This window comes from Tardiphaga sp. GW821-FHT12E02, assembly GCF_058807155.1.
This window is the reverse complement of the sequence record NZ_JBXAQK010000001.1, coordinates 4,540,985-4,562,366: the sequence shown is the minus strand read 5'-3', so window position 1 is coordinate 4,562,366 and position 21,382 is coordinate 4,540,985. Positions and strand designations below refer to the sequence as shown.

The following is a 21,382-nucleotide window of genomic DNA, read 5'->3' as shown; positions in this document are numbered from 1 at the left end:
CTTAATGCGTGAGTGAGGCGAGCAGACGATCGATCAGGGCTTGCGAGGCGCCCTGATAATCCATCGGCTCGAATAATTTGGCGATCGCATCCGTGCTGAGCTGCGCAGTCACTTTCGGATCTGCAGTCAGTACATCGCGCAGATGCTTCTTCTCGGCAGCGGCGGTCTTGCTGGCCGCTTCCACCAGATGATGGGCGTCGCTCTTGCCGAGCGTCTCGGCCAGCGCAAAGGTCACGGCCTCGGCCATGATCAGCCCATGCGCGGTATCGAGATTGCTGCGCATCTTCGCGGCATCGACCTCAAGTCCCTCGGCAATATCGACGATGGCGGCGAGGGCGCCGGATGTGACCAGCAGCAGCGTCGGTAGCGTCGGCCATTCCGCATGCCATGGCCCGGCGCTGCGTTCGTGATCCTGCACCTGAGCCGCGAAAATCGTGGCCGCGAGATTCGGCGCCATTGTCGCGGCACCAAGCGCTGATGCGGAGGCCACCGGATTGCGCTTATGCGGCATGGTCGATGAACCGCCGCGGCCTTCGCCGGATGGCTCGAAGGCTTCGCCCACATCGGTCTGCATCATCAGCGAGACGTCACGGGCAATCTTCCCGCAGGTGCCGGACAGAATGGCGAGTACCGAGGCAAAGTCAGCGATGCGGTCGCGATGCGTGTGCCAGGGTGCGTCGGGGAGCGGCAGGTCCAGTTCTTTTGCGAGTTGCTCCGCGACAGCCAGACCCTTGTCGCCCAGCGCCGCCAGCGTGCCTGCGGCACCGCCGAATTGCAGCGCCAGTCCGTCAGCGCGAAGCCGGGCAAGCCGTTGGCGCGAGCGATGCAGCGCCGAGGCATATTCCGCGAGCTTGAGCCCGAACGGCATCGGCAGTGCATGCTGCAGCCAGGTGCGCGCGACCACCGCTGTGTTGCGGTGTGTCTCTGCCAGTTTCGCAAAGCCAGCAATGGCGCGGTCGCAATCAGCGAGCAGCGCATCGATCGCGGCGCGCAAAGTCAGCATGGTTGCGCTGTCGATCACGTCCTGGCTGGTGGCGCCCCAATGCACATAGCGTGCGGCATCCGCATCGGCCTTGGCCACAAGGGCCGTCAGCGCCTTGACCAGCGGAATCGCCAGATTGCCCGAACGCGTCGCCGCATCGGCCAATGCGCCGGTGTCGAATCGATCAGCGCGACATGTGGCTTCGATGGCCTTGACGGCATCAGCGGGAATCACGCCGGCAGCGGCTTCCGCCCGCGCCAGCGCGGCCTCGAAATCCAGCATGTGCTGCAGCGTGGTGGCGTCGTCACAAATCGCGCGCATCGCGGCGCTCGAGAGTAACGGTGCCAGAAGAGGGGAAAGGGCTGTACTCATTTGGCCGGACCCTAGCCATTCCCGCCGGAGTCTCCAAGAGGCTGCGGAAGAGGCCCGCAGCCGCGCGGCTGTTGCACTGCGAATAGGCAGCAGGCCGTTTGCGGGCCGGTCTTTCCTTTGCTCGATCCGTGCATTACTTGGGATAAGCCTCTTTTAAATTCCAAGACATTCAGGAGATTGCCCATGGCCATGACGATGAGCGGCGAAGTGCAACTGGCCGCAAGCCGCGATGTGGTGTGGGAGAAGCTCAACGATCCCGCCGTGCTGAAATCCTGCATCCCCGGCTGCGAGGAGCTGGAGACCACCGAGGAGGGCGGTTTCCGCGCCACGGCAAAAATCAAGGTCGGCCCGGTCTCGGCCCGCTTCAAGGGCAAGGTGACCTTGAGTGATCTCGATCCGCCGAATGGCTACAAGATCTCCGGTGAAGGCGAGGGCGGCGTCGCCGGCTTCGCCAAGGGCGGTGCTACGGTGGCGCTGACCGACAAGGATGGCGGCACGCTACTCGCCTATAATGTGGAAGCTCAGATCGGCGGCAAGCTCGCCCAGCTCGGCCAGCGCCTGATCAATGGCTCCGCCAAGAAGATCGCCGACGAGTTTTTCAACAATTTCGCCAAGGCCGTGCAGGGGTAAGACCTGCCTGTTGTCGTCCCCGCGAAGGCGGGGACCCATACCCGCTGTCGAGATGGCGGAATCGCTGTCGTGACGACTGCGGGTCTATTTCGGCTACGGTGTTTATGGGTCCCCGCTTGCGCGGGGACGACACCGAGCTTCAGGTGCACCGCACCCGATCACACTCTCTTGATGTCCGCGTAAAACGCGCATCTCACCGCGTTCCCCCGCGGTTGCGGAGCCAAAACTTCGTCCATATGATGCATTTGGAACGATTTTAAGAACCGTGCAGCCATGCGATGGCCCGCAGGGATGACAGAGAGTGCATATGGCAAAAGTCTCGATGATCGTGAATGGCAATCCCGTTGCCAAGAATATCGATCCACGCACCCTGCTGGTGCAATTCCTGCGCGAAGAACTGCGGCTGACCGGCACCCATGTGGGCTGCGACACCTCGCAATGCGGCGCCTGCGTCGTGCATCTCGACGGCAAGGCCGTGAAGGCCTGCACCACACTCGCCGTGATGGCCGATGGCCACGAGGTGAAGACCATCGAGGGCCTCGCTGCGGACGGCGCGCCACTGCATCCGATGCAGGAGGCGTTTCGCGAGAATCATGGCCTGCAATGCGGCTTCTGCACGCCGGGCATGATCATGACGGCCATCGATATCGTCCACCGCAAGGGTCACGATCTCGAGGATCATGTGATCCGTGAAGAACTCGAAGGCAATCTCTGCCGCTGCACCGGTTATCAGAACATCGTGGCGTCGATCGCCGCGGGTGCCAAGGCGATGGAAAAGTCCGACCTCGCCTGAGAACGTTCAACGATAAACGCGAAGCGCGCCCAGGGATCTCCTCATGTACGAATTCAAATATCATCGCCCGTCGACCGTGCGGCAGGCTGCCAATCTGCTCGCCAAGAATGAAGATGCCAAGCTGATTGCTGGTGGCCACACGCTGGTGCCGGTGATGAAGCAGCGTCTCGCAGCCCCGCCGCATCTGGTCGATCTCTCCCATATCGAGGGCATCGACGGCATCGAGATCAAGGGGCGCTCGCTGGTGATTGGCGCACTCGCCAAACATGCAGACGTTGCCAGTTCGGCGACCGTCGCCGAAGCCATCCCCGCGCTTGCCGAACTCGCCGCGTTGATCGGCGATCCGGCCGTGCGCCACAAGGGCACCATCGGCGGCTCGCTCGCCAATAACGATCCGACTGCAGATTACCCCGCGGCCGTGATGGCGCTTGGTGCGACCATCGTCACCAACAAGCGCAAGCTGAAGCCGGAAGAGTTTTTCCAGGGCCTGTTCACCACGGCGCTGGAGCCGGACGAAATCATCACAAAGGTCTCGTTCCCGCTGCCGAAGAAGGCGGCCTATCAGAAATTCCGCAACCAGGCCTCGCGCTATGCGCTGGTCGGCGTGTTCGTCGCGCGACTGCCGTCGGGCGTGCGTGTCACGGTAACCGGCGCAGGTTCGGATGGTGTTTTCCGCGTGGAAGCGTTTGAAGCGGCGCTGCAGAAGCGTTTCTCGCCGAAGGCACTGGATGGCATCGCGGTCTCGCCCGATGGCCTCAACAGTGACTTGCACGGCAGCGCCGAGTATCGTGCGCATCTGATCGGCGTGCTGGCCAAGCGCGCGGTCGATGATGCCAACAACCGGGCCTGATCCATCAGGTCCGCACTTTTGAGATAGGGTTCTTCATGACTGCACCATCGGCGCTTCCCACCTCCGTCGATGGCATGCTCGATCTGCTCACCAAGCGCGATTATTTTGCCGAGCGCTCGCTGGCGACGGTGGCCTATCTGTCGCTGCGCATGGGGCGGCCGCTGTTTCTCGAAGGCGAGGCCGGCGTCGGCAAGACCGAGATCGCAAAGGTTATGTCGGCCGCCCTCGGCCGCAAGCTGATCCGCCTGCAATGCTATGAAGGCCTCGACGTTTCCTCCGCCGTCTATGAGTGGAACAGCGCCTCGCAGATGATCGCGATCCGGCTGGCGGAAGCCGCCGGCGAGCGCGATCGCGACCAGCTCGCCAGCGACATCTTTGCCGATCGCTATCTGATCAAGCGCCCGCTGCTGCAGGCGCTGGAGCCGGATGTGAATGGGCCGCCGGTGCTGCTGATCGACGAACTCGATCGCGCCGATGAAGCTTTTGAAGCGTATCTGCTCGAAATCCTGTCCGACTTCCAGGTCACGATCCCCGAACTCGGCACCGTGAAAGCGCCGGCCCCGCCGATCGTCATCATCACCTCGAACCGCACGCGTGAAATTCACGACGCGCTGAAGCGGCGCTGTCTGTATCACTGGGTCGATTATCCCGCGGCCGATCGCGAGCTCGCCATCGTCAAATCGCGCGTGCCCGGCATTTCCGCAAAGCTGTCGCAGCAGGTGGTGTCCTTCGTGCAGAAGCTGCGCGATCAGGATTTCTACAAGTCGCCGGGCGTGGCCGAGACCATCGACTGGGCGACGGCACTGACCGAGCTCGACGCGCGTTCGCTGACACCGCAGGTGGTGGGCGATACGCTGGGCGCGCTGCTCAAATATCAGGACGACATCCAGCGCATGCAGGGCGATGCGCTGGCGAAGGTGATCAAGGAAGCGACGGCGGACTAGGCTATGCCGACCGCACACTCAGCCCTCATCCTGAGGAGCGGCCGTCTTCGGCCGCGTCTCGAAGGATGGCGCCAGGTGCAGTCATGGTTCGAGACGGCGCCGAAGTCGGCGCCTCCTCACCATGAGGGCGGAGTTTTGGATGGAGTGTCAGAGAGCTAAGCCATGCCCATCGATCATCTCAATCCACCGACCGGGCAGATGGCCGACAATGTCATCGGCTTTGCCCGCGCGCTTCGCAAGGCAGGTCTCCCGGTCGGCCCCGGTGCTGCCATCGATGCGCTTGCGGCGTTGCAGTTGATCGAGATCGGCAAGCGCGCTGATGTCTTCACTACCCTCGAAACCATCTTCGTCAAGCGCCACGACCACGCGCTGATCTTCCAGCAGGCCTTCGACCTGTTCTTCCGCGCCGAGGAAGACTGGAAGCAGATGCTCGATTCCGTGCCGCTGCCGGATGATGCCAAGCGCAAGCCGCCGCCGGCCTCGCGTCGTGTTCAGGAGGCGATGGCGCAGCCGTCGAAAGGTGAGGAGCGGGAAGCGCCGCAGGAGCAGGAGATCAAGCTCTCCGTCTCCGATCGCGAAGTGCTGCAGAAGAAAGACTTTGCGCAGATGAGTGCTGCGGAGATTGCCGAGGTCACCCGCGCCATCGCCAATATGCGGTTGCCGCAGGCGGAGCTGCGCACCCGCCGCACCCGGCCAGACAAGAGCGGCGCCCGCCTCGATCTTCGCCGTACACTCCGCGCGTCGCTGCGCACCGGCGGCGATATCGTCGATCTCCGTCGCCTCGGTCTGATCGACAAGCCGGCACCCATCGTGGCGCTGCTCGATATCTCCGGCTCGATGAGCGAATATACCCGCCTGTTCCTGCATTTCCTGCATGCCGTCACCGATGCGCGCAAGCGTGTCTCGGTATTCCTGTTCGGCACCCGCCTCACCAATGTCACCCGCTCATTGCGGGCACGCGATCCCGATGAGGCGCTGGCCGCTTGCACGGCCTCGGTGGAGGACTGGGCCGGCGGCACCCGCATCTCGGCGTCGCTGCACAACTTCAACAAGCTGTGGGGCCGCCGCGTACTCGGGCAGGGCGCCATCGTGCTGCTGATCTCCGACGGGCTCGAGCGCGAGGCGGATTCGCAGCTTGCCTTCGAGATGGACCGGCTGCATCGCTCCTGCCGGAAACTGATCTGGCTGAACCCGCTGCTGCGCTTCGATGGCTTCGAGCCGAAGGCGCAGGGCATCAAAATGATGCTGCCGCACGTTGACGAATTCCGTCCGGTGCATAATTTGACGTCCATCGACGGGCTGATCAAAGCGCTGTCTGCGCCGGCCTCCGGCCATCACCGTCCGCTGATCCGCCCCGCTGCATAAGGATAAGTCTGATGCTCAATCGCGAAGAAGACATCCTGCAGGCCGCCGAAGCCTGGCAAAAGGCCGGCCACGGCGTGGCCCTGGCCACGGTGGTCGAGACATGGGGCTCGGCGCCGCGCCCGGCCGGCTCCAATCTGGTCATCAATGATGACGGCACGTTTCTCGGCTCCGTCTCCGGCGGCTGCGTCGAGGGCGCCGTGGTCACCGAAGCGCTCGATGTGATCGAGAGCGGCAAGCCGAAACTGCTCGAATTCGGCGTGGCCGACGAGACCGCCTGGAATGTCGGTCTGTCCTGCGGCGGCACCATCCGCGTCTTTGTCGAAAAGGTAGGCTGATCGTGAAAATCGAAACCCTGGCGCTGCTCAATGCCGAGCGCGCCGCGCGCCGGCCGGTCATCGTCGTGACCGATATATCCGACGGTATACAACGCCTGGTGAAGGCGGTAGACTTCGCCGCCGACCCCTTGCATGCGGAGCTGGAGAAACAGCTGCGCATGGGCAAGAGCGCCATGGTCGAGGTGGACGGCAAGAAGCAGTTTCTCAATGTCTATGCACCCACCGCAAAACTCGTGATTATCGGCGCCGTCCATATCAGCCAGGCGCTTGCGCCGCTGGCCCGTTCGCTCGACTACGACGTCACGGTCGTCGATCCGCGCACCGCCTTTGCCAGCCCCGAGCGCTTTCCGGATGTGAATCTGATCGCCGAATGGCCGGACGAGGCACTGCCGCCGCTTGGCATCGATCGCTGGACGGCCTTTGTCGCGGTGACCCATGATCCCAAGATCGATGATCCCGCGCTGCTGCACGCCTTCGAAAAGGGCTGCTTCTATATCGGCGCCCTCGGTTCGCGGAAGACGCATGCCAAGCGCCTCGATCGCCTGAAGGCGCAGGGTGCAACGGATGCCGATCTCGCAAAGATCAAGGCGCCCATCGGCCTCAATATCGGCGCCGTCTCGCCATCCGAGATCGCGGTCTCGATCATGGCCGAGATCACCGCCGAGTTGCGTCTGCCTAAAGACGCGAAGGCGGCTGCGGCATGAAGTTCGGTCCGGCCAGCCCGGCCGACGCGCTCGGCGGCGTGACGGTTCATACCCTGCGGCAAGGCGATCTTGTTCTCAAGAAGGGCACCGCCATCGGGGCTGACGAGGTCGCTGCGCTCACGCGCGCCGGCGTCAAGGAAGTTGTCGTCGTTCGTCTTGAGGATGGCGATGTGTCGGAAGACGCTGCAGCTGCCAGCATCGCGCAGGCGGTGGCCGGCGAGGGCGTCACTGTGGAGCGCGCCTTTACCGGCCGCGCCAATCTGTTCGCCGCCAAGCCCGGCGTGCTGGTGATCGATCGCGCCGCTGTCGATCGCATCAATGGCGTGGACGAAGCGATCACCTTCGCGACCCTCGATGCGTTCAAGCCGGTGGTCGAGAACGAGATGATCGCCACCGTGAAGCTGATCCCGTTCGGCGTCGCCGCCACCTTGCGCGATGCTGCCGTGACGGCCGCGGGCAACACCGCGATGCGGGTCGCGCCTTACAAGGTGAGGAAAGTCGGCATCGTCTCCACGCTGCTGCCCGGCCTGTCGCCAAAAGTCATCGACAAGACCCTGCGCGTCACCGAGGAGCGTCTCGCCCCGGCCGGTGCAAAGATCATCGCCGAGCGCCGCGTGCCGCATGACGAGATTGTGCTGGCAAAAACCATCGACGAATTGCTGCGGCTCGGTGCCGAACTCGTCATCGTGTTCGGTGCTTCAGCCATTGCCGATCGCCGCGACGTCATTCCGTCCGCCATCGAGGCGATTGGCGGCAGCATCCAGCATTTCGGTATGCCGGTGGACCCCGGCAACCTGCTGCTGATCGGCAAGGCCGGCGCTGTGCCGATCCTCGGCGCACCCGGCTGTGCGCGCTCACCCGTCGAGAACGGATTTGACTGGGTGCTGATGCGCCTGCTGGCGGGGTTGGAAGTCACGCGCGCCGATCTCGTTGGCATGGGCGTCGGTGGTCTGTTGATGGAGATCATCACCCGCCCGCAGCCGCGCGTGCCGGTTGAAAGCGATGGCAAGCGTAGCGTTGCCGCACTCGTTCTCGCCGCAGGTCGCGGCACGCGGATGGGTGGCCCCAACAAGCTGCTTGCCGATCTCAACGGCAAGCCGCTCGTGCGTATCGTTGCCGAACACCTGATGAAATCGAAAGCGAGCAGCGTGACCGTGGTGACCGGCCATGAAGCCGCGGAGGTCGAGAAGGCGTTGCGCGGCCTCAACGTCACCTTCGTCTACAATCCCGATTATCCCGATGGCATTGCCAGTTCGGTGAAAGCCGGCATCGCCGCCGTGCCGCGCGATGCCGATGGTGCCGTGGTCTGTCTCGGTGACATGCCGCTGATCGACACCAAGCTGATCGACCGTCTGATCGACGCTTTCGCGCCGGATCGTGGTCATCTCATCGCGGCCCCTGTCAGCGAAGGCCGCCGCGGCAATCCGGTGCTGTGGTCACGCCGTTTCTTCCCGGAATTGATGACGCTGGACGGCGATATCGGCGCGCGCAATCTGATCATCAAACATGCCGAAGTCGTCGCCGATGTCCCCGTCGAAGGGCGCGGCGCCTTCCTCGACATCGACACGCCGCAGGCGCTGGAAGAGGCCAGGGGCGGGTCTTTTGCAGTTTGATCTACACTCCAGCTGTCATCACCCGCGAAGGCGAGTGATCCAGTAGACGCCGGCATTCGCGCTTTTATCGCTCCACCGGTGTGTACTGGATCGCCCGGTCAAGCCGGGCGATGACAGTGAGATGCTTGGCTTAAGCGTCCTCGACAACCAACTGCGCCAGGTCCTCCAGCAGACCCGGTCCCGTCGGCGTCCACTTCAGTCTCTCCCGCGTCTGCGCGCTCGACGCCGGCACGTCATGTGTGGCGAACATCGCGAGCCAGCCGAAGAACGCTGGTGCCTCTTCAGGTGCGATCGACTTCACGGGCAGATCGAGCCGCTTGCCGATGGTTTCCGCGATTGCCCGCAGCGTCACGCCTTCTTCTGCGACGGCATGATATTTTGCGCCGGGCTCCGCCTTCTCGATTGCAAGTCGGTAGAGGCGGGCGACATCCAGCACATGCGCGGCCGGCCAGCGCGTCGCGCCGTCGCCGACATAGGCGCAGGCGCCTTGCTGCCGATAGATATCGATGGCTGGTGAGATCAGCCCCTGCCGCCGGGGATCATGCACCTGCGGCAGCCGGACCACGGACACATTCACGCCCGTGGCCGCCACATCGGCCGCAGCTTCTTCGGAGATCGCGCGCGGATGCCGGTCCGATCCGATGATCGCATTGTCCTCCCTGGCGGGCTCGCCCGGCACGGTGCTGGCGAGGCCGGTGCCTGAGGTCACGATCAGCGGCCGGTCGGAGCGCTTGAGCGCCGCACCAAGCCCGGTGACGACGCGGCGGTCGTCAAGGCAATTGGCAACGAAATTCGAGAAATCGTGTTTGAAGGCGAGATGGATCACACCGTCCGCGCGGGCGAGACCGTCCTTGAGCCCATCGAGGTCGTCGATCGAGCCGCGATAAACCTCGGCGCCGGTCTCGGCCAGCGCCTGCGCCTTGGCTTCGGACCGGCACAGCCCGATGACTTCATGGCCGGCGGCTATCAGATCCCTGGTGGTGGCCAGACCGATGAATCCGGTGGCCCCGGTGACGAATACGCGCATGCGAAAACTCCGCTCTTGGTTTGGTGGGACAAAACTGGCGGCGTCTGCTATCATGGTAAAGTCGAGACTTTATCATAGTATAATGGTTGACAGGATGAGCGTCCTTCCAGCGAGCGACAACACTCTTGGAGACTATCTCCGCGACCGCCGGACCAGGCTTGATCCGGGGTCTTTCGGCTTTTCGACCACGCGACGGCGCACGCTCGGTCTGCGCCGTGAAGAGGTGGCGCAGCGCGCCAATATCAGTTCGACCTGGTACACCTTCCTCGAACAGGGCCGCGGCGGCGCGCCATCCGCTGATGTGCTCGACCGCATCGCGCGCGCACTGATGCTGACCGATGTTGAGCGCGAGCATCTGTTTCTGATCGGTCTCGGTCGTCCGCCCGAAGTGCGCTATCGCAAAAGCGAAGGCGTCACGCCGCGGTTGCAACGCGTGCTCGATGCGCTGGAGCCGAGTCCGGCTTTGATTCGAACGGCGATCTGGGATGTGGTCGCGTGGAATCGAGCGGCGACAGTGATGCTCACCGACTACGGCGCGCTGCCGCCCGAGCAGCGCAACATCCTGCGTTTCGTCTTTCTCGATCCGCGTTCGCGGGCCGCGCAATATGACTGGCACAGCGTGGCGCGCTTTGTCGTCGGTGCGTTCAGGATCGATGCCTCCCGCGCCGGCGCCACCGCCGAGGTCGAGCCGCTCGTGAACGAGCTGTGCCGCCTCAGCCCCGAATTTGCGAGTATGTGGCGCGACAATGACGTGCAGGCCCCGCATGGCGATGGCGTCAAGCGTATCCGTCATCCCGCTTTGGGTCCGCTAACCTTCGAATATTCTGCTTTCGTGATCGATGGTCGTACCGATCTCACCATGGTGGTCTACAATCCGGTGGACCCCGAAGATCTCGAACGGATACGCTCCCACAGTCGTTTGCCGTAAGCTTCGTCGCGGAAGGTTCCCTTCATTCACCAAGTCGAAACTCCCTCGCGGTAACGTCGTGCCGACTGCACCTCGGGGGAGGGGAAATTGTCATCTCATATGGCTGCGCGCTCTCGCGCGTTTTTTGTCGTTACGCTCATTTTCAGTCTTGCATCCCTGCAACCGGCAATTGGTGCCGGTGCGCTCGCCATCGGTAAATGCGGTGCCTATGGCCAGGCTTATGACCATCCGGCGCAATCGTCTGCACTCGCTGCGGCCAAGAAGGCCTGCAAGGGCGATTGCACCACGCTGACCATGAACCGTGCTTGCGCGGCATTGGCGGTGGATATGGCCAATCCCTGCGGTGCTCATGGTTATGCCGTGGCTCCGCGCATTTCCTCGACGCTGAACGAGGCCACCAAGAAGTGCTACGAGCATGGCGGCAAGGAATGCGTCATCCGCGCCTGGGCCTGTGACGGCAAGGGCTAGCTCGCTTCAACGTCGGCAATATCCGCGACGAGGCTGCCCATATTTGGCCTCGTTGAATCCGCCATCGGCGGTTATTCTGGTGCCGATGATGCCGCTCCGACGAACCATGTTCACACCCGCTGCCGAAAGCCCCGAGCTTCAGGCGGCCCGCGACGCCTTGAACCGTCAGGTGCTGCTCACCGAGCAGCTGCGCATCAAGGCGGTCATCGCAACAGTGGCCATCCTGACTGTCCTGGTGACCCTCGTGCAGATGGTTCTGCCCGATGTCTTCATCGGCATTTCCAACGGCGGGTTCGAGCTTGGCTCGACCTATGTCATCTTCCTGCCGTTTCTGGCGCTCGAGTTGCTCGGCCTCTATCTGGTCGGCCGCCGGGTCGCGCAGAACAAGGACGTGCCGGTCGGGCGGCGCTATCTCAGTGCGCTGATCGAAACCAGCGTGCCCACCGCCGCGCTCTATCTGCATATGACATGGATGGGCGCGAACACGGCACTCGCCTTCGCTGCCCCGCTGACTTATTTCGTTTTCATCATTCTCTCGACGCTGCGGCTGGATTTCTGGCTGTCCACCTTCACCGGCTTCGTGGCGGCGGCGGAGATGTTCGCGCTGGCCATGCTGTATCAGCCAGCCGGCTTCGCCTTCGAGCCGATGCCGGAGGGCCCGTTCCAGTTCGTGCGTGCCATCATGCTTTTGGTCGGTGGCGTGCTGGCGGGCGCGGTCGGCATGCAGCTGCGGCGGCAATTCGAGGCGAGCATCGCGGCCACCGCCGCACGCGATCATGTCACCAATCTGTTCGGCCAGCATGTGTCGCCGCAAGTTGTGGAGCGCCTGCTTGCCAGCGGTGCGGCACCGACCACCGAGATGCGGCAGGTCGCCGTGATGTTCGTCGATATCCGCAATTTCACCGCCGCGACGCGCGTCCACACGCCGCGCCAGGTGGTGGAGCGCCTCGATGAAGCCTTTGCGATTCTGGTCGATGTGCTCGACAGCCATTCCGGCATCGTGAACAAGTTTCTCGGCGACGGATTTCTCGCGCTGTTCGGCGCGCCGATCGAGGACGAGCACGCCGCGCAATGCGCCGTCGATGCGGCGCGAAAAATGCTGGCGGCGCTGGAACAGAACAACAAGGGCAGCGCCTGGCCGCTGCGGATCGGCATCGGCATCCATATGGGCGCGGTCATCGCCGGCAATGTCGGTTCGCCCCGTCGCAAGGAATACACCGTCATGGGCGACACCGTGAATTTCGCCGCCCGCCTCGAGGCGCTGAACAAGGAGTTCGGGTCGCAGCTGCTGATTTCCGCCGCGGTGTGCGATGCCGCGGGTGAATCAGCACGCGACGCGACATTTCTCGGCGATGTCCAGGTCCGTGGCTATGAGCGACCGCAAGCGGTGTGGCGGCTCGGCTAGTTGTCGAAGAAGGGGGCCCGCTTCGGCCGCAGCATGATGCCGAATCGGCCATAGAGGCCGTCGCGGCCGAAATCGTCGGAGACGCGGCCGGCGGCGAAGGTCCACTCATACTCGTCGGTGCGCAGCCCGGTGAGATGAACGCCGAGGCGTGTCTGCCGACTGAAATAGTCGCTCGACAGAGCGGCCTCCGGTCCGATCCAGAATGAGTCGAACAACCGCCAGCCCGCGGCGATGCGCGTGGTGTAACCGGAATCGATGGTGGTGCCGGACAATGCATATTGCACCATCAATTCGGATGTCGGCTCCCACCACAGATCGGCGATGCCGCGCAGCCCGAAGCGCGGACGCCAGCGATCGGGACGGCCGTTCTGGAAAAAGAAATCAACTTCCGCATCGGGACCGACGAGAAACTGCGCTTCCAGTCGGCCGGCGCGGATCATGTAGCCGGGCAGCACAAAGGCGCGGCCGATCTGGGTGTCGTATCTGCCGAAGCGGTCGGTGTAGCGCTCCAGGCTTTCGGAGACGAACAGGCGCAGGATGAAGCCCTCCCGATCGAAGCCGCTCGGCATCCATTGCACGCCGGCGAAGGCGCCAAAACTCCATTTCGAGGCGTCGATCCCGCCGAAATAGACGAGCTTGTCGGGCATGCCGCCGGACAGATAGTCGAACGGTCGCTTGCGCGTCGCGCGGTTGTCGGTGAGTTGCGACCAGAACGACTTCGACCGGGCGGAAGGCAGGATATTGAATTCGAGATCGAGCTCGTCGATTTCCTCCTGGGCGCTGGCAGTGGTCGCCATGGTGAGGGCCAAGGCCAGCCCCGCGCCTCGCATCAGTCGTTCCCAACGCATCGAGCCCCCACCCAACGCAACAGAATGCAACCGTTAATTCAACTTAAGGTAGATTATCTGGGGATAAGCCGACGTCCAGTGTGGATAAGTGAACGATGGGAGAACACCGGAAGAATATTTTAGGTGGCCGCTTGGCAAGGGCGGCGACAGGCGCCGTCGCCTGCGGCCCATCCTTCGAGGCTCGCAAGGGCTCGCGCCTCAGGATGACGGCGGAGCAGGGGGCTTGCGATGTGAGCAGCTCGTTTCACCTCTCGCCACACACTCTCCCGTCATCCTGAGGCGCTCGCCCGCAGGGCGAGCCTCGAAGGACGGCCGCAAACACCGACCTTACACCTGCGGCGCCACCAAATTCTCGATCGCGACACCCTCACGATCCTCGATGATCTCCGCGATCCAGCGCCGATGACAGTGCGTATGGTCGCGCTCATAGCAGAGCACGCAGACCGGACCTGCTTTCATCACCAGCGCGGTAAGCTCGTCCATCTCCTCGCGCGCCTGCGGCGTCGTGAGATGCGCGCTATACACTCTCTCCAGCTGAGCGATATTGCCTGACCGCGCCGCCTCGCGGCCTTCCTTCGGCGTGCCCAGGCCGCGGAGATGCACATAGCCGATGCCGCGCTCGTCGAGCCCGGCCTTGAGCTGCGACTTTGAAAATCCCGGCCGGCGCGAAGCGGCGACAGCGCGGACATCCACCAGCAGCTTCACGCCGGCGGCTTCCAACTCGTCGAGCACGGCTTTCGAAGGTGTCTGCTCATAGCCGATGGTGAAGAGTTTTGTCTGTCGCGCCTTGGCCATGCGCTGCTCCTGACTACACCCGCTCGATCAGCGCCATCGCGCCATGCGGCGCGCGAACCTTGGCTTCGTGGATGACATAGGCAAATACATCGCGCGGCTGCTTCTTCACCTTGCCATCGCCGATACGCGGCAGGTCGGCTGGCTCGCTGCCGCCGGCAAAATCCTGAAAACGTTTGGCCCAGGCATCCAGCGCCTTCGGCGCGTATGCCGTCGGGATCGAGTCTTCGCCTTTCTGCAGACGCAGATAGACGAAGTCCGAGGTGATGTCGGCGATCGCGGGATAGGTCGCGTGTTCCGAGAACACCACGGGGATCTTGTGTTCGCGGAGCAGGGCAATGAAAGCCGGCGTGCAGAAACTATCATGCCGCACCTCGACCACATGGCGCAGCGCGCGGCCATCCAGTTCACGTGGCAGCAGGTCGAGGAAGGCGCCGAAATCGGCCTCGTCGAATTTCTTGGTCGGCATGAATTGCCACAGCACCGGGCCGAGCTTGTCGCCGAGTTCGAGCACGCCGGAATCATAGAACCGCTTCACGCTGTCGCCGGCCTCGGCCAGCACTTTGCGGTTGGTGGCGAAGCGGGGGCCCTTCAGCGAGAAGACAAAATCATCCGGCACCTCGCTCGCCCATTTGCGAAAGCTCTCGGGCTTTTGCGAGCCGTAATAGGTGCCGTTGATCTCGATGGAGGTCAGTTTCGAGGCGGCGTAATTGAGTTCCTTCGCCTGCGTCAGCTTGTCCGGATAAAACGTCCCGCGCCAGGGCTCGAAGGTCCAGCCACCGATGCCGATGCGGATTTTGCCGGTTTTCGCTGCCATTCCAGGTCCTCCAGGTTTCTTGCGGCCACCCCTTGCGGAACGGCCAACCCATTCCTATCTCTCATTCAACGGCAACGTCGATGCTTAATAGCTCCGCGGCCGAGACGACCTTGAATGACCAAGACCTTAAATGGGATAGGCGCGCCGGATGTACGTGCGCCGGGTTGTTCGGGGTCGTTTGCATTTTGGGCTGTTGCCAAGGGCAATGCCACCCGTTTCCCGCATACAATCAAACGGTTGACGCGTTCCCGCTGCGCCTTGGCAGGCTGTCGCCCGGCAGATATATGCTGGCGCCATGAGCGATGCCATCACACTTGGGAACGGACAGGTCGAGCGCGCGGGCATGCCGCTGCAGCTTTCTGTCGTCGTCCCCACTTTCAACGAGCGCGGCAATGTGGCCACCCTGGTCCAGCGCCTCGACGCAGCCCTCAAGGGCATCGCGTGGGAAGTCATTTTCGTCGACGACAATTCCCCCGATGGCACCACGGATGCCGTGCGCGATCTGGCGCGGACCGATTCGCGCGTTCGCTGCATCCGTCGCATTGGCCGCCGCGGCCTGTCCGGTGCATGTATCGAAGGAATGCTGGCATCCTCTGCGCCGTGTGCCGCCGTCATCGACGGCGATTTGCAGCATGACGAAACGCAGCTCGCAAAAATGCTCGGCCTGATCGAGCAAGGCCACGCCGATCTCGTCATCGGCAGCCGCTATATCGACGGCGGCAGCGCCGACAGTTTTGACAACAAGCGCGCCGGCTTCAGCAAATTCGCGACTGTTCTCGCCCAGCAGGTGCTGCGCGTGCGTGTCGCCGATCCCATGAGCGGCTTCTTCATGGTCCGCCGCGATCGCTTCGAGCAGTTGGCGCCGCAGCTCTCGACGCAGGGCTTCAAGATCCTGCTCGATGTCGTCGCCACCGCGCGCGGCACGCTGCGCATCCAGGAAGTGCCCTATACATTCGGCTCGCGCCTGCATGGCGAGAGCAAGCTCGATTCCATGGTGGCGCTGGATTTCCTCGGCCTCATTCTGGCAAAGCTCACCAACGACATCGTCTCGCTGCGCTTCCTGCTGTTCGCGCTGGTCGGCTCGATCGGTCTGGTCGTGCATTTCTCCGTGCTGTTCGTCGGGCTCGAGGCCTTTGCGCTGCCCTTTGCGGAGGCGCAGGGCATCGCCGCCTTCTGCGCCATGACCAGCAATTTCCTGCTCAACAACTTCCTCACCTATCGCGACCAGCGCCTGAAGGGCCTCCGCATCCTGCAGGGCCTGATCCTGTTCTATCTCGTCTGCAGCGTGGGCCTGCTCGCCAATGTCGGCGTCGCCTGGTCGGTATTCGACAATGAGCCGGTGTGGTGGATCGCCGGTGCTGCCGGCGCGCTGATGGGCGTCGTCTGGAATTACGCCATGTCCGGCCTGTTCGTGTGGCGCAAGCGGTGACGGCTACCGATACGCGCATGGTCCGCGGCGCGTTTGCCGTGGTCATCGGCCTCGTGTTGTTGCGCCTCGCAGCCTCCGCATGGACGCCGCTGACCTTCGACGAAGCCTATTACTGGACCTGGTCGAAGCATCTCGCCGGCGGCTATTACGATCACCCGCCGATGGTCGCCGTCGTCATCCGCATCGGCACCCTGATCGCCGGCGATACGCCGCTCGGCGTCCGCCTGTTCTCCGTGCTGCTCACGCTGCCCATGAGCTGGGCGATCTATCGGGCCACGGAGCTCCTGTTCGGCGGCAAGCGCATCGCGGTGTCTGCGATGCTGCTGCTCAATGCGACCATGATCGTCTCGGTCGGCCTGATGATCGTGACACCCGATGCGCCGCTATTGGTCGCATCGAGCTTCGTCATTCTCGCACTGGCGCAGGTCGCCGCGACAGGGCGGGGCGTCTGGTGGCTCGCGGTCGGCGTCGCCGTCGGCCTCGCGCTGCTGTCGAAATACACCGCACTGTTCTTCGGCGCCGCGATCCTGATCTGGCTCGTCGCCGTGCCAAACAACCGCCGCTGGCTGATCTCGCTTTGGCCCTATCTCGGCGGCATCACCGCCTTCGCGGTGTTCTCGCCGGTGCTGTTGTGGAATGCCGATCACCAGTGGGTGTCGTTCATCAAGCAGCTCGGCCGCGCCCGGATCGATGAGTTCAGGGCCGCCTATATCGCCGAGCTGATCCCGACCCAGTTCATCTTCGCGACGCCTTTGGTCTTCATTCTCGGCACCATGGGCCTCTACGCGCTGGCCCGCCGTCCGTCCGGCGCGCTGTCGGCGCGGGTGCTGGTCAGCGCCATGGTCTGGGTCATCGCGCTGTATTTCGCCTGGCACGCGCTGCATGCGCGGGTCGAGGCCAACTGGTTCGCGCCGATCTATCCCGCCTTCGCCATCGCCGCCGCCGTCGCTGCCACCATGGTGCGGTGGCAGGGCCGGGCACAGCGCACCGTCGAGACCTGTCTGCGCTGGGCCACGCCGGTCGGCGCCGTGATGTTCGTGGCACTGGTGGTCCAGGCCAATACCGGCCTCCTGTCCGGCTACAAGCGCGATGCCACCGTGCGCAGCATCGGCGTCGGCTTCCCCGAACTCGCCGCCGAGATCGAGGCCGTCCGCCAGCGCACCGGCGCCACCTGCGTGCTGGGGCCGGACTATGGAACCACGAGCTGGCTGATGTTCTACCTGCCGAAAGGCACCTGTGTGGCCCAGCGTGGTCAACGCATTCGCTGGATCAACATGCCCGAGCCCTCTGCGCGGCAACTGGCCGGCAAGCTGCTACTGGTCGCGAGCCCGGGCCTGATGAATGACCCCGACTGGCGCGGGACCTTCAGTCGCGTGGAAAAGGTCGCCGACCTCACGCGCAAGCGTGGCCCGCTGGTGATCGAGGATGTCGAGCTCGACCTGCTCGAAGGCCCGACCGGTGAGGTATTCGATCGCTCACTGCCGCCGGAACTCGGCGGCCGTTAAGCTCGTCCAAGAAAATTGCGAGCAGGATTGAACCTTCGTCCGGGGGGCGACGACCCATAACCGCACACAGACATGGGCGGTGATTGGGAAAATGGACAACACACAGCTTGCTTTCAGCAACCACTCCGACTTCACGACCAACCGGGCGCCTTTGCAGGACAGCCCATCGGCAGCTCCCACGCAGCCGGATGTCGTCAACCTGACCGATGTCGGCGGCCTGCGCGGCGCGCGTATCGCCAGCGTCATCAACCAGATCAATGAGAGCTTTGCCGACCAGCAGTTCTCGACCCGCGTGGTCGCCGAGAAGCTTGGTCTGTCCGTCCGCTACGTGCAGGATCTGCTGCAGGGCTCCGGCCTCAGCATCACCGATCGCATCATGCAGCTCCGCCTCGACAAGGCGCGCCGCATGCTCACCGAGGATCGGCAATGCGTGCTGAAGATCAGCGAAGTCGCCGGCAGCTGCGGCTTCAACGAGCTGTCCTATTTCCACCGCAGTTTCCGCCGCCGCTTCGGCGTGTCGCCCGCGAAATTCCGCATTCAGTCGATGAATGGGTGAAGCGCGGCGCTTGTAGGATGGGTTGAGCGCAGGCGCATAGCGCCGGAGCGATACCCATCACCACATGCTCCGTGCTTGTCGTGATGGGTATCGCTTCGCTCCACCCATCCTACGCATTCGCGGCTCACGTCTTTCTGAAATATTCCAGCGTCCCGCGGCCGATAACGTGATCCTCCGGGATCACTGCATCGGCCGCGATGTCTTGTGCCTTTGCCAGCCGCGCATAGAGCGCGCCGAAATCGCGATAGCTCTCCTCCAGCAGTTTCTCAAAGCTTTCGATGACGAAATAGGTCTGCTGGAAATCGTCGATGATGTAATCCGTCCGCATCACCCGTTCGAGATCGAAGGCGATGCGGTTGGGCGAGGGGTCTTCCAGCGCGAACACCGACTCCGTCGCTGACGACAGGATGCCGGCGCCGAAGATGCGCAGGCCATCCGCGCTTCTCATCAATCCGAACTCGATCGTGTACCAATACAGCCGCGCCAGGTTCTTCAGCTGGCCGAGCGCCATCGCCCGCTGGCCGCCTTTGCCATAGGCTTCCATGAAATCCGCATAGACGGGATTGGCCAGCAAGGGCACATGGCCGAACACGTCGTGAAAGATGTCCGGCTCCTGCAGATAGTCCATCTCGCTTTCCGGACGGATGAAGGCGCCGGCCGGGAAGCGGCGGTTGGCGAGATGGTCGAAGAACACCTCGTCCGGCACCAGCTCCGCGACGGGCACCACCTGCCAGCCCGTCAGCGGCATCAACCGTGCGCTCAGTTTGGCCATGTCGGGAATGCCGCCCTCGGAGAGCTGCAGCTTCTGCAGGGCGCTCAGGAATTCGTGGCAGGCGCGGCCGCGCAAGACGGTCTGCGCGCGGGCGAACAGCCGGTCCCAGCGGTCGTGCTCGGCAGCGGAATAGGACGTCCAGTCCTGATCAAGCGTGAAGTCGGCGCGGCGGGGCGCGACGAGATAGCGGTTCTTTCCGGTCGATTGATCCAGCGTGGTCATGACTCGCTCCGGTGCCAGCGCGAGTCTACGGCGCCGCCGGCCGTTGGTTCCCGGTCGCCTCCGCCTGCCGAATAGGCAGAAAGAAAGAATTTCTTTCTCCGACTGGCGGCACGATAGCGATCCACCAAGCCCGGGCCTGCATTTGCAAGGCGGTTTCCTTGCCGAAACGGTGGCCCGATGACATTTTTAGCTAGCTAACAAAGCTGCTTCCGAAGCTGTCGGATGTGCCGCAAGGCGCTCACGGCGGCAGCAAAAACAGCCACCATTGCCGGCTTCTGCCACCTGCTCACGCGAGCGGGACCGCGCGATTGTGTCTGCAGGCGGCAGCGAAACAACGTCTTTCAACCAAAGGATCACGATCGTGCGCTCCGCTTTGTTGTCCCGGCTTCTCTCTGCTGCTCTCGCCTCGGTCATGCTGACCACCGGCATTGGTGCAGCCTGTGCGGCTGACGTCTGGCCGAGCCGTCCGATCAAGCTCGTGGTCCCGTTCCCGCCGGGCGGCGCCGCCGATATTTCGGCGCGCGTGTTCGCCGACAAGCTCGGTGAATCCCTGAAGCAGACCGTGGTGGTCGAGAACAAGGCCGGTGCGGGCACAGCGATTGCGGCCGAAGCCGTCGCCAAGGCCGATCCCGATGGCTACACGCTGTCGCTGGCGCCGGCCGGTCAGCTCACCATCCTGCCGCATATCAACACCAAGGTGCAGTTCGACCCGTTCAAGAGCTTCACCCCGGTCTCGATCCTGACCTCGGTGCCCTATGTGCTCGCCGCCAGCCCCGACGCGCCGGTGTCGAACGTCAAGGAACTGGTGGCGGCTGCCAAGCGCGAGCCCGGCAAGTTCACCTATTCGTCCTGCGGCCCCGGCACGCTGTGCCATCTGAGCGGTGAACTGTTCAAGAGCCTCACCGACACCGATCTGCTGCACGTCCCGTTCAAGGGCTCGGCACCTGCGGTGAATGCGCTGCTCGGCAATCAGGTCAACCTGTCCTTCGATACGCTTACTGTGCTTGCCCCGCAGATCCGCGACGGCAAGGTGAAGGGTCTGCTCGTCACCAGCCGCGAGCGTTCGCCGCAACTGCCGAACGTGCCGACCGCTGCTGAAGCCGGCGTGAAGGACTTCGTCGTCGATAGCTGGTTCGGGCTCGTGGTGCCGGCCGGGACGCCCGACGCCATCGTTGATCGCCTGAATGCCGAAGTGGTCCGCATCGGCGCGCTGCCGGATGTGAAAGAACGCCTGGAAGCGCAGGGCCTCGACGTCACCACCTCGACCCGCGAAGCCTTCGCCAGGACCATCAAGGATGACCATGTCCGCTGGGGCAAGGTCGTGGATGCCGCCGGCGCCAAGCTGTATTGAGCTTCGGTCTAGCTATGAAATGAAGAAGGGCCGGGTTGAATTTCAACCCGGCCCTTCTCGTTTTCTGTAGGGTGGGCAAAGCGACTTGTCCGCCATAGCGCGAAGCGCGACGGCGCAAGCGTGCCCACCATTGTCGGTCGCGTGCGAAATGGTGGGCACGTCGCTTCGCGCCGTCGCCCACCCGACGTCTTACGCCGCCGCCTTCGCATCGATCGGATGCGGCGCACGAAATGCGACCGCCAGCCTGTTCCACACATTGATGGCGCCGATGGCCGTGGTGATCTTCACGCATTCGTCGTCGGAAAAATGCTTGCGGAGTTCGTCATAGGCGTCGTCCGGCGCGCGCGTCTGTGCGATCAGCGTGACCGCATCGACCCAGGCGAGCAGCGCGCGTTCGCGCGGCGTGTAAAGCGTCGCCTCGTGCCACACCGAGACGAGATTGATCCACTGCTCGCTGAGCCCGTCGTGCCGCGACTCCTTCACATGCATGTCCACGCAATAGGCGCAGCCATTGATGATCGAGGCGCGCAGCTTGATGAGATGGATGATCGCGGGCTCGAGGCCGCTCTCCTTCACCACATAGCGGTCGAGATTGTAGACGGCCTTGTAGGCGTCGGGGGAGGCCTTGGCGAAGTTGATACGCGGTGACATGACAGTTCTCCTTCGGTTAAGTG

The 21,382-nt window shown here is 63.5% G+C and carries 22 protein-coding genes; 15 read left to right on the top strand and 7 right to left on the bottom strand.

Annotated elements, in window-relative coordinates; genetic code table 11:
* Position 1: 1 nt before the first annotated feature.
* Positions 2-1,354 (bottom strand): 3-carboxy-cis,cis-muconate cycloisomerase, encoded by a 1,353-nt coding sequence (locus AC1RQ5_RS21730; RefSeq protein WP_493201705.1) that lies wholly within the window; start codon positions 1,352-1,354, stop codon positions 2-4.
* Positions 1,355-1,537: 183 nt separating this feature from the next.
* Between AC1RQ5_RS21730 and AC1RQ5_RS21725 the strand changes: the two genes are divergently transcribed.
* From AC1RQ5_RS21725 to AC1RQ5_RS21690, 8 genes are all read left to right on the top strand, one after another.
* The gene (locus tag AC1RQ5_RS21725; RefSeq protein WP_493201704.1) at positions 1,538-1,984 is read left to right on the top strand and encodes an SRPBCC family protein; all 447 of its coding nucleotides are present in this window, start codon (positions 1,538-1,540) and stop codon (positions 1,982-1,984) included.
* 307 nt (positions 1,985-2,291) lie between these two features.
* Entirely contained in the window at positions 2,292-2,777 is a 486-nt protein-coding gene (locus AC1RQ5_RS21720) for a (2Fe-2S)-binding protein (RefSeq protein ID WP_398474763.1), read from the top strand.
* Positions 2,778-2,820: 43 nt separating this feature from the next.
* Complete coding sequence (locus AC1RQ5_RS21715) at positions 2,821-3,627, top strand: FAD binding domain-containing protein (protein WP_398474761.1); 807 nt, start codon at positions 2,821-2,823, stop codon at positions 3,625-3,627.
* Between the two features lie 35 nt (positions 3,628-3,662).
* The gene (locus AC1RQ5_RS21710; protein WP_493201701.1) at positions 3,663-4,571 is read left to right on the top strand and encodes an AAA family ATPase; all 909 of its coding nucleotides are present in this window, start codon (positions 3,663-3,665) and stop codon (positions 4,569-4,571) included.
* A gap of 162 nt (positions 4,572-4,733) precedes the next feature.
* Complete coding sequence (locus AC1RQ5_RS21705) at positions 4,734-5,936, top strand: vWA domain-containing protein (protein WP_398474757.1); 1,203 nt, start codon at positions 4,734-4,736, stop codon at positions 5,934-5,936.
* A gap of 11 nt (positions 5,937-5,947) precedes the next feature.
* The gene (locus AC1RQ5_RS21700) at positions 5,948-6,271 is read left to right on the top strand and encodes an XdhC family protein (protein WP_211909372.1); all 324 of its coding nucleotides are present in this window, start codon (positions 5,948-5,950) and stop codon (positions 6,269-6,271) included.
* A gap of 2 nt (positions 6,272-6,273) precedes the next feature.
* On the top strand, positions 6,274-6,975 hold the full coding sequence (locus tag AC1RQ5_RS21695; RefSeq protein ID WP_493201698.1) for an XdhC family protein: 702 nt from the start codon (positions 6,274-6,276) through the stop codon (positions 6,973-6,975).
* On the top strand, positions 6,972-8,588 hold the full coding sequence (locus AC1RQ5_RS21690; RefSeq protein ID WP_493201697.1) for an NTP transferase domain-containing protein: 1,617 nt from the start codon (positions 6,972-6,974) through the stop codon (positions 8,586-8,588). Before AC1RQ5_RS21695 ends, AC1RQ5_RS21690 begins: the two co-directional genes overlap by 4 nt.
* A 130-nt stretch (positions 8,589-8,718) precedes the next feature.
* Here AC1RQ5_RS21690 and AC1RQ5_RS21685 read toward each other — a convergent pair whose 3' ends face one another.
* Positions 8,719-9,615: an SDR family oxidoreductase gene (locus tag AC1RQ5_RS21685; RefSeq protein WP_493201695.1), complete on the bottom strand. Its 897-nt coding sequence runs from the start codon at positions 9,613-9,615 to the stop codon at positions 8,719-8,721.
* A gap of 94 nt (positions 9,616-9,709) precedes the next feature.
* Here AC1RQ5_RS21685 and AC1RQ5_RS21680 point away from each other — a divergent pair, with 94 nt between their 5' ends.
* The 3 genes from AC1RQ5_RS21680 (at position 9,710) to AC1RQ5_RS21670 (ending at position 12,416) form a co-directional block, all read left to right on the top strand.
* Positions 9,710-10,543, top strand: a complete 834-nt coding sequence (locus AC1RQ5_RS21680; RefSeq protein WP_493201693.1) for a helix-turn-helix transcriptional regulator — start codon at positions 9,710-9,712, stop codon at positions 10,541-10,543.
* 99 nt (positions 10,544-10,642) lie between these two features.
* Positions 10,643-11,011 carry a DUF4189 domain-containing protein gene (locus tag AC1RQ5_RS21675; RefSeq protein WP_398474747.1) on the top strand — a complete coding sequence of 123 codons (369 nt, stop codon included), beginning with the start codon at positions 10,643-10,645 and terminating at the stop codon, positions 11,009-11,011.
* A gap of 106 nt (positions 11,012-11,117) precedes the next feature.
* The gene (locus tag AC1RQ5_RS21670) at positions 11,118-12,416 is read left to right on the top strand and encodes an adenylate/guanylate cyclase domain-containing protein (RefSeq protein WP_493201691.1); all 1,299 of its coding nucleotides are present in this window, start codon (positions 11,118-11,120) and stop codon (positions 12,414-12,416) included.
* Here AC1RQ5_RS21670 and bcsS read toward each other — a convergent pair.
* The 3 genes from bcsS to AC1RQ5_RS21655 all read right to left on the bottom strand — a co-directional run bounded on the left by bcsS (position 12,413) and on the right by AC1RQ5_RS21655 (position 14,873).
* The gene (gene bcsS / locus AC1RQ5_RS21665) at positions 12,413-13,264 is read right to left on the bottom strand and encodes a cellulose biosynthesis protein BcsS (protein ID WP_493201689.1); all 852 of its coding nucleotides are present in this window, start codon (positions 13,262-13,264) and stop codon (positions 12,413-12,415) included. The genes AC1RQ5_RS21670 and bcsS overlap by 4 nt on opposite strands.
* Positions 13,265-13,591: 327 nt before the next feature.
* A complete protein-coding gene (locus AC1RQ5_RS21660) occupies positions 13,592-14,059 on the bottom strand; it encodes a DUF488 domain-containing protein (protein ID WP_493201687.1) in 468 nt (155 codons plus the stop codon).
* A gap of 13 nt (positions 14,060-14,072) precedes the next feature.
* The gene (locus tag AC1RQ5_RS21655) at positions 14,073-14,873 is read right to left on the bottom strand and encodes a DUF72 domain-containing protein (RefSeq protein WP_493201686.1); all 801 of its coding nucleotides are present in this window, start codon (positions 14,871-14,873) and stop codon (positions 14,073-14,075) included.
* A gap of 295 nt (positions 14,874-15,168) precedes the next feature.
* On the opposite strand from AC1RQ5_RS21655, the gene AC1RQ5_RS21650 reads away from it, so the two are divergent.
* The 3 genes from AC1RQ5_RS21650 (at position 15,169) to AC1RQ5_RS21640 (ending at position 18,363) form a co-directional block, all read left to right on the top strand.
* The gene (locus AC1RQ5_RS21650; RefSeq protein WP_493201684.1) at positions 15,169-16,302 is read left to right on the top strand and encodes a glycosyltransferase; all 1,134 of its coding nucleotides are present in this window, start codon (positions 15,169-15,171) and stop codon (positions 16,300-16,302) included.
* A gap of 17 nt (positions 16,303-16,319) precedes the next feature.
* Positions 16,320-17,807 (top strand): glycosyltransferase family 39 protein, encoded by a 1,488-nt coding sequence (locus AC1RQ5_RS21645; RefSeq protein WP_493203507.1) that lies wholly within the window; start codon positions 16,320-16,322, stop codon positions 17,805-17,807.
* 91 nt (positions 17,808-17,898) lie between these two features.
* Positions 17,899-18,363, top strand: a complete 465-nt coding sequence (locus AC1RQ5_RS21640) for a helix-turn-helix domain-containing protein (protein ID WP_398474735.1) — start codon at positions 17,899-17,901, stop codon at positions 18,361-18,363.
* Positions 18,364-18,487: 124 nt separating this feature from the next.
* Here AC1RQ5_RS21640 and phhA read toward each other — a convergent pair whose 3' ends face one another.
* The gene (gene phhA, locus AC1RQ5_RS21635) at positions 18,488-19,357 is read right to left on the bottom strand and encodes a phenylalanine 4-monooxygenase (protein ID WP_493201682.1); all 870 of its coding nucleotides are present in this window, start codon (positions 19,355-19,357) and stop codon (positions 18,488-18,490) included.
* Between the two features lie 361 nt (positions 19,358-19,718).
* Between phhA and AC1RQ5_RS21630 the strand changes: the two genes are divergently transcribed.
* Positions 19,719-20,708, top strand: a complete 990-nt coding sequence (locus AC1RQ5_RS21630; protein ID WP_398474731.1) for a Bug family tripartite tricarboxylate transporter substrate binding protein — start codon at positions 19,719-19,721, stop codon at positions 20,706-20,708.
* Positions 20,709-20,897: 189 nt separating this feature from the next.
* Here AC1RQ5_RS21630 and AC1RQ5_RS21625 read toward each other — a convergent pair whose 3' ends face one another.
* Complete coding sequence (locus AC1RQ5_RS21625) at positions 20,898-21,359, bottom strand: carboxymuconolactone decarboxylase family protein (RefSeq protein ID WP_398474729.1); 462 nt, start codon at positions 21,357-21,359, stop codon at positions 20,898-20,900.
* Positions 21,360-21,382 lie beyond the last annotated feature (23 nt).